Genomic DNA, 14,055 nt, shown 5'->3' with positions numbered 1-14,055 from the left:
TCAGCCACGCCGAGGTCCACCCCGTGTCCTCCCAGGGCGCCTGTTCCCCGGTCCGGGCGAGTGCCGCGGACGCACCGCTGGGTGTCACCAGGTGGTGGGCGTGCGCGGCGGCCGTGGCCGACTGGGCTCCGACGACGGCGGAGAGCGCGGCGAAGGCGACGGCGTCCTCCGCCGTCGCCTCAACAGCCGTGCCGAGCGGACCGGATGCGGGCTCTGCCGTCGTGCGCCCATGGACCCGGGCGAGGAACACGGGCCGGCCGCCCGAGCCCAGGCGCGAGACCGTGACGGTTGCCTCGACGCCGAGCCGGTGGACCAGAACGGACCACCAGTGCGCTGCCTGGGGATGGCGTGCGGCCGCGGGGCTCCAGGGCCCCGTCACCGGGTGGTCCGCGTCCGGGGCTGCGGCTGCCTCCGAGCGACTGCTCGGCGGCGTGTTCTCCCCGCCGGTGCGCCCGGCGGCCCCGGGGCCCTGCCCTGTCACCGCCCGCCGCAACGCCCGCCCGCGCGCGTGTTCCGTGCCGGCTCCGACGACCAGGCCCCTCTCGCCGTTTCCCAGACGGAGCTCGGCCGCACGGCAGACCGCTTCCAGCCGGGCGAGGTCTGCCCGGGCGGAACCGGACACCAGGGTGCCCTCCTCCGCCGGGCAGTGGACCAGCGCCGCGGGGAGCTGGGGGAGCGCCCCGGGGACGGGTTCCTCCAGTACCCCGGTCCTGCTGTCGGTGAGCACCGCGACACGGGCCAGCGACTCGGCCAGCGTAAGCACCGCGGCAGGGGGAAGAGCCCGGTCGGTGTCGATGAGCACGGGCCCCGGCCAGCTCCGGTACTCGCCCCGCAACGGCTCCTGTTCCGCGATGAGCGCCATCGGCAGTCCGGGAAGGAGCCGGGCGTCGCCGGCCTCGGCCGACGGGTCGCGGAGCCCGGCCACCGCACACACCAGCCGCTGCGCCGCGGACGAGGCCAGGAGCGCGGGCAGCGCCGGGTGCCCGGCCGCACCGGGAACCTCCCGCCGGCGTAATCTGCTCGCCAGCGCGTCGGCGTCCGCCCGTGCCTGGTCCGTGCTGCCCACGGGGGTGACGAACCCGATGCCCGCCCGTACGCCGAGGGCCACCGCCATCTCCGCCGGGCCCCGCTCCTGTGCGGAGTCCGGGGGCTCGCGGTGGCCGGAGGCGACAAGGAGGACCTGCCCGTGCGGCAGTTGTGCCGTCTCCACGACCTGGGCCCGGATACCGGCCCGGTCCAGTGCCTGTGCGGCGGTGCGTGCGAGCGGGCTGTCCGCGGGCGCGGCGAGGACTTGCGCGCGGCCGCGGGCGAGCGCGGCCGCTGCCGCGGCGGGCCGGTCGGCGACCGCCCCGAGCCACTGCGCGGCTCCGTCGGCCATCCCGCCGGCGGGACGCTCGACCAGGAGGTCGTGGTCGTGCAACTGGCCGACCACCGTGAGCAGGGCCGCCCGGAGCGGCGAACCCGCCGGGGCTGCCGGGACCGGGGCCGCGTTCCCGTCCGGGGCCAGGGCCCTGGCCAGGTGGTCCCAGAGCAACGGCAGCCCGGGGCCGCCTTCCAGGGTGAGGCTGTTGATCCAGCCCCGCAGGTGTACGCCGTTGTGGAGCACGGTGACCGAGACTCCCGGACGCAAGGTCCACCGCCCCAGTGAGTCCAGCGCGTCCGGCGCGGGCCGTTCCCGCCGGGGGGAGGTGGCCGTGCCGTACGCCGACTGATCGGTGGTCATCGGTCTTCCCTTCGGTTCGCGTGCCCGGCGGGTGCGCGGTCGCCCGCGTCGCCCAGGGGCCGTCCGGCCCGGTAGGTCTCCACCACCAGCTCGACCGCCGCCGACTTCTCGTCCCGGGCGGGGACGGGCAGCGCCTCCTCCAGGACCACGCCCCGCGGGTGGCGGCCCAGCCACTTGCCCAGGCAGCGCAGATGCAGAGCGTCGCCGAGATCGACGTACTGCGGCTTGGGGCGGTCCAGAGCACGCAGGAGATCCTCGTCCACCCGCCCGCTCCCCGACGGTGGCGTGGCACGCAGATAGAGCTGATCCGGTACGCCGAGCAGAGCCCGCCAGCGCGCCACCGTGCCCACCGGTATCTCACCCTCGGCCGCGAGCTCCGCGAGCAGCACCGTCACCGTGGAGCCCGCCAGCTCCCACCGGCGGCGCCGCAGCACGAGATGGCGGTGGCGCAGGCGCGGGGTACGCACCAGTTCTCCGCCGGGTACGGCGGTGCGGTGACGGGGCACCAGGGCACTGAAGTCGGTGATGCCGTGCGGGTGGTCCATCAGCAGGGGCGCGAGCCTCGGCTGCAGCAGGAGCGGGGCGAACACCCCCGCGTAGAGCACATCGGCCCGCTCACCGGTGACCTTGATCCGGACACGTACCTCATCGTCGGCCAGGTCATGGACGAGTTCGACGTCGTCCGCGCCGAGGGAGGTGTACGAGCGGTCCGGCCCGATCTCCCGCGGCACGAACAGCGGATGCAGGTTGGCGTTGAAGCCGCTGACCGGGCGCACCTGGGCCACCGCGGCTCCGGGACCGAGCGCGTCGGACACGGCGGCGGCCGTTCCCCGCGCGGCCCCGGCGTCCACGGAATCCAGGAACCTGCTGCTGAAGCGCCCCCACCCCCCGTACACGTGGTTCACGCACAGCTCCCCGCCGGGTGCCCGCTGGAGGAACTCCGTGTAGGAGACCGGGCGCCGGGTCGCCCACGGCGGCAGCCGGGAGCCGAGTGCGGCCACCAGACCGGCCGGCAGGACGACGTCGTCACCGGGCCCGCCGCCGCTGCGGGCGTGCGCCCGGTGCACGGCCTCCACCAGCTCGGCCCGGAGCGCGGCGAGCCGCCGGATGCCGCCGGCGGCGGTGGATCCGTCCCCGTCCGCCCCGGGGGCGCCTTCGCCGAAGGTCCTCGCGGCCCGCTGCCACGCCTCGTTGGCGTCCGCGCCGAAGTCCCACACGTGCGGGCAGACCCCACCGGGCCCGTACCGGGCGACGAAGCTGTCCCGCACCTGCCGGCGCACCACGGGTCCGAGGTCGAACACCTCGGCGAGGATGGCCAGTTCGCTGATCGCCCGGTGGTCCCTGTCGCCGAGAAAGCCGTCCAGGCCGACCGGCTGCCGCATCACCACGTCCTCGCTGAGAACGGTGAGGCGGGTGGGGTCCGGGCCCACGGGGCGGCCCACCTCGTCGAGGAGCGTCACCCAGCGGTCCCTGAGGGTGGCGAGCAAGGCGGCGCGACGGCCGGGTTCCGCCGTGCCGAACTCACCGGTGACGAGGAACAGATCGTCGATACGCAGAGCCAGTTCATGGTCCTGCGGTGAGCCGGTCCCGCGCAGCCAGCGCGCGAGCCGGGGCAAGGGGTCCGGGTCCTGCGGGTCGAAGGGCTCCACCGCGACGAGCAGCCCCGCGTCCCGGACCTGCCCGACGAAGGCGGACGCCGCGTCCACCTGCGCCGGCTCCGCGTCCGTCGCTCCTTCTGCCGCGAGCATCGCGGCCAGGGCGTCGAGGGTGGCCGGGGGGTCGCACAGCGCGGCGAGCCGGCGCAGGGGTTGCACAGCACCGAGGGTGACCTCGTCATCCTCCACCGCGAGGAAACGCGCGGCGGTGAAGGCCGTGCGGGAGCGGGCGAAGGCGGCACGCCCGTCGGAGAGACGGAGACTGCTGCACATGCGGTGCGGCAGGGTGGAGCGACGGCGCGGGTCCTCTGCCAGCGCCGCGAAGAGCGTGTCCACCAGCGTCCGGTTGGCGCGGACGACGGCCCGGGACGAACCGATCGGCAGGTCCGCGCCGTTCCAGACACCCGTGCCCTGCTCCGGCCCGTGCCAGGAACCCGTGCCCTGCTCCGGCCCGTCCCCCGGGCCGGCTTCCCGCTTCGCCCCCGGCGGCGTGGGCAGGACACCCCAGCCGACACCCACGAAGGCGGACAGCGGAGTCGTACGGGCCACAGCCCGCGTCACGTGCCGCAGCACACCCGGCTCCTCCTTCCGGGTCCGGCGGTCCTCCCGCCCCTGCCCGGCCCGCACCACCGCCCGCAGCAGGTCCGCGCTGGTGAACGACGCGGCACGGAGGAACGAGGGCTCACGGCACAACCCGGCGAGCACCGACCGCCCGGCGCTGAGAGCGGGGCCGGCCCCGGCCCGCAGGGCTGTGAGCAGCTCCTCCCTGCGGCGGCGCGCTGTGAGCCAGGCGCGCAGTTCGGGCAGCCGGTCCGGCAGGCCCTCCAGACGGCGCAGCAGGGCAGGCCTGGGGGCGCGCCCGTTGTGCACGGCACGGCGGAGCGGAAGCACCACCTCGCGGTGGTACTCCTCGGTATGGTCCGCCCGGCTCGCGTACAGCGCGTCACCGAGCGCGGGCGCCAAGGCCGTGAGCCGGCCCTCCAGCACCACCAGTTCGGCCAGCGCGGCGCGGAACGCCGCAGCGGGCGCGGGCTCGGCGGGCAGGCTCAGCAGGGTCGTACGGACCAGCGCGCCGGGGGCGATCCGGGGCAGAGGGCTGGTATGCCCGTCGAGGGCCGGGGCGGCGGGTGTCTGGAGTTCAGGAACGGGCGGATTCACATCGGTCCAGTCGGCTGGGCGGTGGACAGGGCCCCGGCACACGGTCCGCAGGCGCCGGGTTCGTACGCGAACAGGCCTCCGCGGCGCCGCGCCGCACGACGGCCGACGGCGCCGCGGAAGCCTTCACGGTTGCTGTGTCACGCGGTGTTGGGCTGCTGCGGCGGCTGGACGCTGCACGCGCTGCAGCCGGAGCAGCCCTGACAGGACGTCGAGGACGAGGACGACAGGGAATAGGTCGACTCGGCTATCCCCGCCGTGTCGCGCATGGCGGTGACGGTGATCTCTCCGAGATCGAGCGCACTGAGATCGAATGCGGTGGCCATCTCTGGAAGTGACATGTGTCCTCCGGGAGTCGTGAGGGTGTGAACGGTGCTTCCGCGCACCGATCCGGCAGCGTAGGCCGCAGGGCGGCGACCGGGGCACGGCTTAATCAGCCAATGCGACGGCGGAGAAATGTCTTGAAGACGCGTTACCGGACGATTGTCAGGAAGGGATTGCGGACAGGGCGACGCCGCCCCTTAACTTCCGGGAAAAGCCGACGGTGGGCGGGTGCGATTACGTCGGCTTTTCTCCTCGGGGTGCGTATCGAAAAGTGAATCCCGTAACTGGATGATCCTCATCCGGATGGTTCGCCGCCAAGAGAGGGGGCTCGGAGAGATAATTCTTACGTTTCATTCCCGCAACGCCCTGTCAGGTGATCTGCCGCGCTATCCCCGTGGCGGCGGGTGAGCAGACGGAGCGGTGCCGCACGCGTCCCGCAGGCTACCGTCGCCGTCCAACAGGCCAGGCCGACGGCCGCGAGCCGACCCGGCCGCGAACGAGCGGTGGCTGCGCTCCGAAGGAGTGGAGCGGACTTCCGCCGGCAGGAGGCGATGTTGTCCGGGAGTGAAGGGCTGCACGAGGTAGTCGGCCCGGCCCCCCGCCGTACGACAACCCCGACGCTCAGGAGCCCGTCGTCGACGGTGGGGTTGGCTGGTGTCGTGGGGGTGAATGTTCGGTTGTGTGGTGGTGTGGTGTTTCGTGTGTGCCGTGTGCCGTGTGCCGTGTGCCGTGTGCCCTGTGCCCTGTGCCGTGTGTTCTGTGTCTGGTTGTCGGGGGCGGGTTCTGGTGGGTGTGGTGTTTTGTGGTGCTGGAGGGGAACTGGGGGTGGGGTGGGGGGGGGTGTTATTGACGTTCGCGGCTTGTGGCGGAGGCGAATCCCAGCCAGGTGTGGCGGTTGCCCCACCAGCACCAGCCGATCTTGGGTGCGTTGCGCCGTTCCCGGCTGTCTCGCCCGGTGCCGTTGCTGATCCAGATGGCCGGGGTGCGCGCGTCCAGGGTGCCGTTCGCTTTGCGTAGCCGGGACCCGATGGTCATGAAGCAGAGGTTCCGCTGGAGTACCGCCGGTTGCTGCAGGACCCAGTGGATGCCCTCGGTGAGTACCAGGGGGGTGCGGCCCTGTTGGGTGAAGGCGGGCAACGCTTCCTCCGGGCTCCAGTTGGACATGTGGTCGCCGCGGTCGGGTCCGGTGATGAAGTAGAGCGGTGTGTCGGGGAGTTCGGCCGTGTTGGGGGTGAACTGGTCGACGTCGGGCATGTCGACGACGACGAAGCCGGGCTTGCCGTCGCGTAGCAGTAGTGGTGCGAGGGTGGAGGCGGGGGCGTGGTCGGGATGGACGGCGAGCAGTATGTCGCGGCCCGGGTCGGCTGTTTCGGCGAACGCGTGGATGTCCTCGGCGGGGATCCCCGCGATCTCGTGCACTCCGAGCTCGATCAGGCGCCGTGCCTGGTCGGCTGGTGACGGGAGCGCGTGTGCAGGGTCGGCAGTGGAAGCGTTGGGCAAGGCAGTTCCTCGGATTCACGTTTCGCCGGTAGTGGGCCGGAGGTCGAACGAGAGAGATCGCCGGAGTGTTCCCGGCGGGGTCACGTTCCCTCGGGTCGGACCCGCACCCCGCGCTGTTGCGGCGGCGTTGGCAGGTGCGTTCATGATCTGCTGTTCGTTCGACGCTCTGGACGTTCCGCAGGGGAGCGCCGGCCGGTGTTGTGGGGTGAATCTGCTGCCGGGTGGTCCAGGGCTGGCCGGCGCTGCCGGACATGCCCCGGGTGCCCCCGTCCGTGTCGCTCTCGGAGGAGCGGCGGGTGAGTGGCTTGGCGTCGATGTCCGCGATGCCCCGGCCACCACGAGTACCACGCACCTGCCGCCGGCCACCTGCCGCCGGCCACCGGCCACCGGCCACCGGCCGTCGGCCAGTGGCCTTGGGGTTCGGACTTCTCGGCCTGATCGAACGGGTCGGGCTGGCCGGCGGAGCGCTCCGTCATTACCTCGCGTCCGACAGCGGCTACGTCCTCAGTGTGCGGCTGCCCTGGCCGGACCCCGCCCGCGAGCTGAGAGCACGCGTGGACAGTGAGCGGGAGCCGGTGCGTGTCGTCATCGTCGTCGGCGGTCAACTGGTGCGGATGGTGCTGCGGCTCGTATCGACGGCGAAGGCGGACCGGGTCTGACTGTGGACTGTCGTCGCGGAGGGGGGCTGACGGGAACGCCGTGGTCATCGGGGCGGGCGAGCAGTGGCCGGGCGTTGTGCTGATGGGCGTACGGATGCCTGGCCTCGGCGGCCTCGGCGGCGTCGGCGGATTCGGCGTGACCCGGGGAGTTCCTGGCCCGGCTGGTGCCGCCCCGGGTGCTCATGCTGGCGACGTTCGGCTCCGACGGCTTGGTGCCCGGCGTCCTGCGGGCCGGAGCGTTGGGGTTCGTCCTCAAGGACATACCCTGCCGCTGCGGTTTCTCGGTGCCGTGCGGGCCGTGGCGGGCGGGAGCCCCGTGCTGTCCCCGGCCGCCGCGGCACGGGTGATCGCCGCAGCCACTGGGCCGCAGTCCTCCCATGCGCGGGAATCGTTCCGTGGGGCCGCGTGGGAACGGCTGTCGCCTCTGAACCGAACGCGAGCGCGAGACCGCCTCGGGCCAGCGCGGACGGACTGGGGAACGCGGAGATTGCCCGGAGGCTGCACGTCAGTGTTGTGACGGTCAAGGCGCGCACCGGCGGTCTGTTCTCCATTCCGGCGGTCCAGAACACCGGGTACAGATCGCTTTGCTGGTCCGCGACGCGGAGGAATGACAGCGCCCCGGGGAAGCCGCAGCAAGACAAAAAAGAAGGCAGAAACGCAAAAACACAAAAACACAGAAGGGCAGAACAAAGGCAAGGAGAGACCCTCTCCTTGCCACTCTCAACTTATAGCTTACCGGGGGGCTTGCGGCAAGCCCCGGGTGACGGCGCAGAATCCTCGGGTCGGTGCCCCCGCCTGCGGAACGGGGCACGACGTGCGCCGGTCGGCCGGGAGTGTCCACCGGGCCATGACGTCAGAGGGAAGAGAACCAGGAATGAGTACGTGCCCGACAAGGGGTTCGGCAGAGGGCGGGGCGGCGGAGACCGGGCCGGCCGCCGCGGTGCGACGGAACACGACCGCCCCGGGGGTGTCGCGGTGACGGCCTCGTACGTGCTGGATCTCAAAGAGGTCGACGAGAGGTGCGTCGCGGCCGTCGGCGGCAAGGGCGCGCACCTGGGCGGACTGTCGCGGCTCGAGGGCGTGCGTGTGCCGGAGGGTTTCTGCGTGACGACGGACGCCTTCCGGCGGGCCATGACAAAGGTCCCGTCGATCGGCGGTCGGCTCGATGAGCTGGCACGCCTGAGCCCGGACGACCGGGAGGCGATTCGCACGCTCAGCGCACAGATGCGCGGCATCATCGAGGATCTCGCCGTTCCGGGCGACCTCGCGGAGACGGTCACCGGTGCGCTCGCCCGGTATGGCGAGCACGCCGCGTACGCCGTCCGGTCCAGTGCGACGGCGGAGGACCTGCCCACGGCCTCTTTCGCCGGCCAGCAGGACACGTATCTGAACGTCCTGGGGGCGGCCGCGGTCCTCCAGCACATCAGCCGGTGCTGGGCTTCGATGTTCACCGAGCGGGCCGTGATCTACCGACAGCGGAACGGTATCGACCACCGTACGGTCCACATGGCCGTGGTCGTTCAGCGGATGGTCTTCCCGCAGGCGTCCGGCGTCCTGTTCACGGCCGACCCCGTCACCGGCAACCGGAAGGTCGCCACCGTGGAAGCCGGTTTCGGCCTCGGCGAGGCACTGGTCTCCGGTCTGGTGAACCCCGACGTCTTCACGGTCCGGGACGGCGAAGTCGTCACGAGAGCCATCGCCGTCAAGGAGCGCGCCGTTCACGCCGTGCCCGCCGGCGGTACGTGTGACGTGGCGGTCGACGCGCGGCAGCGGGAGCGGCCGGCGCTGACGGACGAGCAGGCCGTCAGCCTCGTGGGGCTCGGCCGCCGGATCGAAGCGTACTTCGGCCGCCCGCAGGACATCGAATGGTGCCTGGTCGATGATGGTTTCCGGATCGTCCAGAGCCGGCCGGTCACCACCCTCTTCCCCCTCCCCGTCATCGACAACGGCGAAGAGGGCAAGGACGGGGGGAACCACGTCTACGTCTCTGTCGGCCACCAGCAGATGATGACCGACCCCATGAAGCCCCTCGGGTTCTCCATGTGGCAGCTGACGGCCATGGTGCCGATGCACGAGGCGGGTGGGCGGCTGTTCGTCGATGTCACCCGGCGACTGGCATCGCCTGCCGGCCGTGATGCTCTCCTGGAGGCCATGGGGAAGGGTGATCCGCTGGTCAGGGACGCGCTGGAGACCGTCCTCGAACGCGAGGGCTTCGTTCCCTTGCTCCCGGACGCGGCTCCCGGCGGCCCGCCGCCCACGGGTGCGCCCGCCCCGATCGACACCGATCCGGCCGTTGTCACGGAACTGATCGAGTACAGCCGGACGTCCATCGCCGCTCTGGAACGTGACATCCGGACGAAGAAGGGTCCGGCACTGTTCGACTTCCTGCTGGAGGCGTTCGAGGAGCACAAGCGGGTACTTGCCGATCCGCTGAGCATGCAGGCGATCATGGCGGGGATGGACGCCACATGGTGGCTCAACGACAGGCTGTGGGAGTGGCTGGGCGAGAAGAACGCCGCGGACACGCTGACACTGTCCGCCCCCGGCAACATCACGTCGGAGATGGGGCTGGCGCTTCTCGACGTCGCGGACGTGATCCGCCCGCTGCCGGAGGTGCTGGCGTTCCTGCGGGACGCCGGGCACCTCGAGGACGCCACCTTCCTGGACGAGCTGGCGAAGACCGAGGGCGGGGACGAGGCGCGCGAGGCCATCGAGGCCTACCTCGACCGGTACGGCATGCGCTGCGTCGGCGAGATCGACATCACCAGGCCACGATGGCGCGAGCGCCCCACCATGCTTGTTCCCGTGATCCTCGACAACGTGCGGAACTTCCGCCCGGGCGCCGCCGAGCGGCGCTTCGAACAGGGCCGGAGGAAGGCCGGGGAGAAGGAACGGGACGTGCTGTCACGGCTGCGGGCCCTGCCGGACGGGGACCGGAAGGCCGATGAGACGCAGCGGATGATCGAGCGGGTCAGGACCTTCATCGGCTACCGGGAGTACCCGAAGTACGGGATCGTCTGCCGCTACTTCGTCTACAAGCGTGCCCTGCTCGCGGAGGCCGAGCGGCTCGTGCGGGACCACGTGCTTCCTGAGAAGGAGGACGCCTTCTACCTGACGTTCCAGGAGCTCCACGAGGCCGTACGGTCCAACCGGGCGGACGAGCAGCTCATCCAGCGGCGCAAGGAGGCGTTTTGGTCGTATCACGCGCTCACCCCGCCGCGGGTCCTCACATCGGAGGGTGAGGCCGTCACCGGCGCGTACCGGCGCGACGACGTGCCGGCCGGCGCGCTGACCGGTCTGCCGGTGTCCGCCGGGACCGTCGAGGGAAGGGCCCGCGTCGTCCTCGACATGGCGGAGGCTGACCTGGAAGCGGGCGACATCCTGGTCACGGCCTTCACGGACCCCAGCTGGTCGCCGCTGTTCGTCGGAATCGCGGGCCTGGTGACGGAGGTCGGCGGTCTGATGACCCATGGCGCGGTGATCGCCCGGGAGTACGGTCTGCCGGCGGTCGTCGGCGTGGAGCAGGCCACCCGTCTGATCCGGGACGGGCAGCGGATCCGCGTACACGGAATCGACGGGTACGTCGAGCTTCTGCCCTGACCGCCCCCCCGTCGAGGATCCCGTGCCCGGGCTGGGCGCGCATGGGTGTGGGCGGGCTGGCCCTGCTGCTCGGGAACGGCCCGCCGGGCCGGGGCCGGTGCTTTCCTGGCCGGTCCGGTGGGGGTCAGGCTGAGCGCGGCCGAGGGCGGAGAGGCCGATCGATCTGTACCTGGGCAGCTCCTGCCCCGCCCGGGTGCGGTTCGGGGAAGGAAGGGGGGGACTCCGGGCCGGACCGCGCCGCGTGTTCCTGGTGTACGACCGCCGTCGGGCCGGACCGCGCCGCGTGTTCCTGGTGTACGACCGCCGTCGGGCCGGTCCGGGGAAGCGTGATCCGTACCGGGCCTTCGTCGCCGCGGGCGACCGCCGGTGGGCCGTTCGGGGGGCAGCTGGTACCACCTCGTGGACGTTGCGAGGGCTTGTGGCCCCGGCGGGAGTTCATTCGTCTAGCCTCGCCGCGTCCGCACCGTGAACGCCCGGAGGTGCCCGTCCGTGGATTCCTGGCTGTCCGAACGACGTCGTTCACTGGTGTGCCTGCTCATCGCGGTGAGCGCGGCTGTGGTCCTGCCCCTCGACAGTGTCGTGCGGATCTCGGCTTCCGACGTCGGCGTGCTGGTGCTGTTCGCCTACCTGGTTCCCTACCTGGGCATCACGTTGATCGCGTTCCTGCGTGCCTCACCGGAACGGATCCGTTCCTGGGCGGACCGCGAGGCCCGTGGCACCTTCCTGCAGCGGTACGTCCTGGGCACCGCGCCCGGGCCGGGGGCATCCATCCTCATTGCAGCCGCTGCGCTGGCCGTGGCGGTGGTGTGGCTGCCCGGCCACCTCAGTACCACCTTCGGCGGGGGCTCTCGCGCCCTGCTGTCGCTGTCGCTCGTCGTCATCGCCTGGACCTGCGTCGTCGTGGCGTTCGCCGTCGCCTTCCAGGCCGACAATCTGGTGGAGAACGAAGAGGCACTCGATTTCCCCGGAGCGGGGGCCGCGGTCTGGGCCGACTATGTCTACTTCGCCGTGGCGGTCATGACGACCTTCGGCACCACCGACGTCAACGTGACCTCACGCGCCATGCGGCGGACCATCTCGGCCAACGCGGTCATCGCCTTCGTCTTCAACACGGTCACTGTCGCCAGTCTGGTCTCCGCGCTCCGCGGCTAGGCAGTTTCGCTTGGATCAGCCGGGGGTCCGTCCGGGTTGGCCACCGGCCATGCGCATGCGCGGTGGGTGCGGATCGAATGCTCTGGGTCTCGGCGGCCCGGCCCGGACGCACCTCGGGGATCACCGCCTGCCGCCACGACCAGCTCACCGCCAAGCTGCGGGCGGCCGGCCTCGGTGCCATCGCCGACCTGGGCTTCGTCGGGCTCGACGACAGCAGTCCCGACGCCGACCTGGCGGTGGTCACCGGCTACAAGGCCGCCCGGAACCGGCCCCTGACCCGCGGCCAGAAGCTGTCGAACACCGCACTGGCAGCGGTCCGGGCACCGGTGGAGCACGGCTTCGCCCGCCTCAAGAACTGGCGCGTGCTCGGCAAGGTCCGCACCGACCCGGCGTGGGCGACCGTCCTGGTCAGGTCCCTGCTCGTCCTCACAAACCGCGAAGTTTCCCGGTGACCCGACGATCTTCACCGAAGTCATCCACCCACGACCACCACGAGCATCCTGAACCCCGCACACACCAGGCCCGTGACCAGCAACTTCACGATGCACAGTGCTCAATGGCAGCCCGCTGTCCACAGGAGGCCCCCGGCAGGCTTCTTGAGCCATGGACATCAGCTCGCCGGGCATCGCCCGGAACAACAAGAAGACGCCGCGCTGCGAACGCCACGTCGCCCTCCCTCCGGCCCGAGGAGCGCACCGAGTTCGCGGCCCGGTTCCCGGCCGGCCACCAGGCGCAGATGGCGCTCCTCCTGGCCCACTACGCCGGCAACGCCTCCCTGGTCGCCGCACTCTTGGGCACTGGAGTGCGTACGGTGCGCTGCCACTGCCGTGGGTGGCCGCCACCGCCCGGGCTCCGGCTCCGCCGGGCCCTGCGCCGCCGTGTCGTGGACCTCGTGTGCCCGCGGTGCCTGTCCGATCGTGCGGTGGAACAGGCGCGCCAGGCGAATCTGGAAGCCCGGCGCGCGACCCGACCGCTTCCGCGTGATACCGGCAGCCTGGATCGCTGACACATCGCGTGCCCGAGAACCTTCAGCCCCCTCAGAAATCTGAAAGCTTTTCTGCATTAGTGATAGTGAAAAGCTGATGTAGGTGCGGAAGTTGCATGGATTCAGGTAGGATGGTGGCATGGGATTGCGCTTGGAGGAGTCGCTGCGGCTGACGGTGGCCGCGTTGATGCAGGTAACGGGTGAATCGCAGCGGTCGGTCGCGGGGGTGCTGGGACTGACGCAGACACAGGTGTCGCGTCGGCAGGCGGGCGCCATCTCCTGGAGCCTGCGCGACGTCGACGCCCTGGCCGAGCACTACGGCATCGGCGCGCTGGACCTCCTGGCGGGTCCGACCAGAGCATGCGAGGCGCTGTCCGCCGACAGGCGCCGTACCGTGCGGACCGAAGCAAGGGGGACGGGCCGGTGAGCGACTTCGACGCGATCGACTCGCTGCTTGACGCCGTCGGCCCCCAGGCCGAACTCCCGCCCTGCCACGTGCGCCGCGAGCTGCGGGAGCGGGCTCGGCTGTCCAAGGCACAGGTGGCACGCGCGCTCGGCGTGAGCCCCTCAACCCTCAGCGGGTGGGAAAGCGGCCGGGACCCGACCGGCGAGATCCGCACCAAATACGCCTACCTGCTGGACGGACTGAACGCCAAGCTCGCCACCGAGACCGAGACCGAGACGGCGCCGGCTGCGGAGCAGCCCGTCACGTCAGGCACGGCCGCGGCTGTCACCCCTTTGTCTTCGCCCGACCTCGGCCAGGACGAGGACGGGGACGATGTGGAGCTGCTCGTCGCCCCCGAGCCCTGTGTGCTGTGCGGCCATCCCGCCGGACAACGCGTGGCGGGGTTCGCTCAGCACCTGACCCCGGCCGACTGCCGGCCCACCGCCACCGGGGCCCCAGCTGCCCCGTCAACCGGACAGCCCACCGCGCACACCTCGAAAGCGCCGCTGCGCACGACACGTCCGGCACGTGCGACGGAGCGTTCCAAGGGCCCGGCCCGCCACGCGTTCCAGGAGACGTCCGGCCCGGTCGACCTTATCCGCGAGGCCGTGCAGGGTGCGCTTGCCGAGCACCGGGGCGACGTCGACGCAGCCACGGCAGCGCTGGTGAAACGGGCCATCCCGGACGCGATGCGACTGCTGGACGAGACCCGTAAAGGCGCCCGCTACGACGTGATCGCGCACCCCTGGATCCCCGACATCCTCAAGAAGCAGACCGCGCGAGGCGCGGACCAGATCTGGGAAGCCCGCCCCAAGTGGACCCGCCACGAACTCCCGCCCGGCCGGCATCAGGTGACC

At 71.7% G+C, this 14,055-nt stretch carries 8 protein-coding genes and 2 pseudogenes; 6 read left to right on the top strand and 4 right to left on the bottom strand.

Annotated elements, in window-relative coordinates:
• The 4 genes from PSQ21_RS37790 to PSQ21_RS37775 all read right to left on the bottom strand — a co-directional run.
• Positions 1–1,723: hypothetical protein (locus PSQ21_RS37790; protein WP_274036780.1), on the bottom strand; the 1,723-nt coding region annotated here is incomplete at its 3' end.
• Entirely contained in the window at positions 1,720–4,536 is a 2,817-nt protein-coding gene (locus PSQ21_RS37785) for a lantibiotic dehydratase (protein WP_274036779.1), read from the bottom strand. The genes PSQ21_RS37785 and PSQ21_RS37790, both read right to left, overlap by 4 nt.
• Before the next feature lie 137 nt (positions 4,537–4,673).
• Positions 4,674–4,874, bottom strand: a complete 201-nt coding sequence (locus PSQ21_RS37780) for a thiazolylpeptide-type bacteriocin (RefSeq protein ID WP_274036778.1) — start codon at positions 4,872–4,874, stop codon at positions 4,674–4,676.
• Between the two features lie 826 nt (positions 4,875–5,700).
• The gene (locus PSQ21_RS37775) at positions 5,701–6,357 is read right to left on the bottom strand and encodes a DUF5701 family protein (RefSeq protein WP_274028209.1); all 657 of its coding nucleotides are present in this window, start codon (positions 6,355–6,357) and stop codon (positions 5,701–5,703) included.
• A 554-nt stretch (positions 6,358–6,911) separates the two neighbouring features.
• Here PSQ21_RS37775 and PSQ21_RS37770 point away from each other — a divergent pair.
• The 6 genes and pseudogenes from PSQ21_RS37770 to PSQ21_RS37745 form a co-directional block, all read left to right on the top strand.
• Positions 6,912–7,627 (top strand): annotated as a pseudogene (locus tag PSQ21_RS37770) (LuxR C-terminal-related transcriptional regulator).
• A 364-nt stretch (positions 7,628–7,991) separates the two neighbouring features.
• Positions 7,992–10,616 carry a rifamycin-inactivating phosphotransferase gene (rph, locus tag PSQ21_RS37765; RefSeq protein WP_274036781.1) on the top strand — a complete coding sequence of 875 codons (2,625 nt, stop codon included), beginning with the start codon at positions 7,992–7,994 and terminating at the stop codon, positions 10,614–10,616.
• Between the two features lie 489 nt (positions 10,617–11,105).
• Positions 11,106–11,768: a DUF1345 domain-containing protein gene (locus PSQ21_RS37760; protein ID WP_274036777.1), complete on the top strand. Its 663-nt coding sequence runs from the start codon at positions 11,106–11,108 to the stop codon at positions 11,766–11,768.
• Between the two features lie 74 nt (positions 11,769–11,842).
• Positions 11,843–12,220 (top strand): annotated as a pseudogene (locus PSQ21_RS37755) (transposase family protein); the annotation flags it as partial.
• A 672-nt stretch (positions 12,221–12,892) separates the two neighbouring features.
• On the top strand, positions 12,893–13,180 hold the full coding sequence (locus PSQ21_RS37750) for a helix-turn-helix domain-containing protein (protein WP_274036775.1): 288 nt from the start codon (positions 12,893–12,895) through the stop codon (positions 13,178–13,180).
• Positions 13,177–14,055, top strand: an 879-nt coding sequence (locus PSQ21_RS37745) for a helix-turn-helix domain-containing protein (protein ID WP_274036774.1), incomplete at its 3' end; no start/stop codon positions are given. The genes PSQ21_RS37750 and PSQ21_RS37745, both read left to right, overlap by 4 nt.

Source organism: Streptomyces sp. MMBL 11-1 (assembly GCF_028622875.1).
Classification (GTDB): Bacteria; Actinomycetota; Actinomycetes; order Streptomycetales; family Streptomycetaceae; genus Streptomyces.
The sequence above is the reverse complement of the archived record's forward strand: the minus strand, read 5'-3'. Positions and strand labels throughout refer to the sequence as shown.

Excerpts from the sequence above, each read along its gene's own strand:
- PSQ21_RS37780 (WP_274036778.1), bottom strand. The coding sequence starts at position 4,874 with ATGTCACTTCCAGAGATGGCCACCGCATTCGATCTCAGTGCGCTCGAT.
- PSQ21_RS37750 (WP_274036775.1), top strand. The coding sequence starts at position 12,893 with ATGGGATTGCGCTTGGAGGAGTCGCTGCGGCTGACGGTGGCCGCGTTG.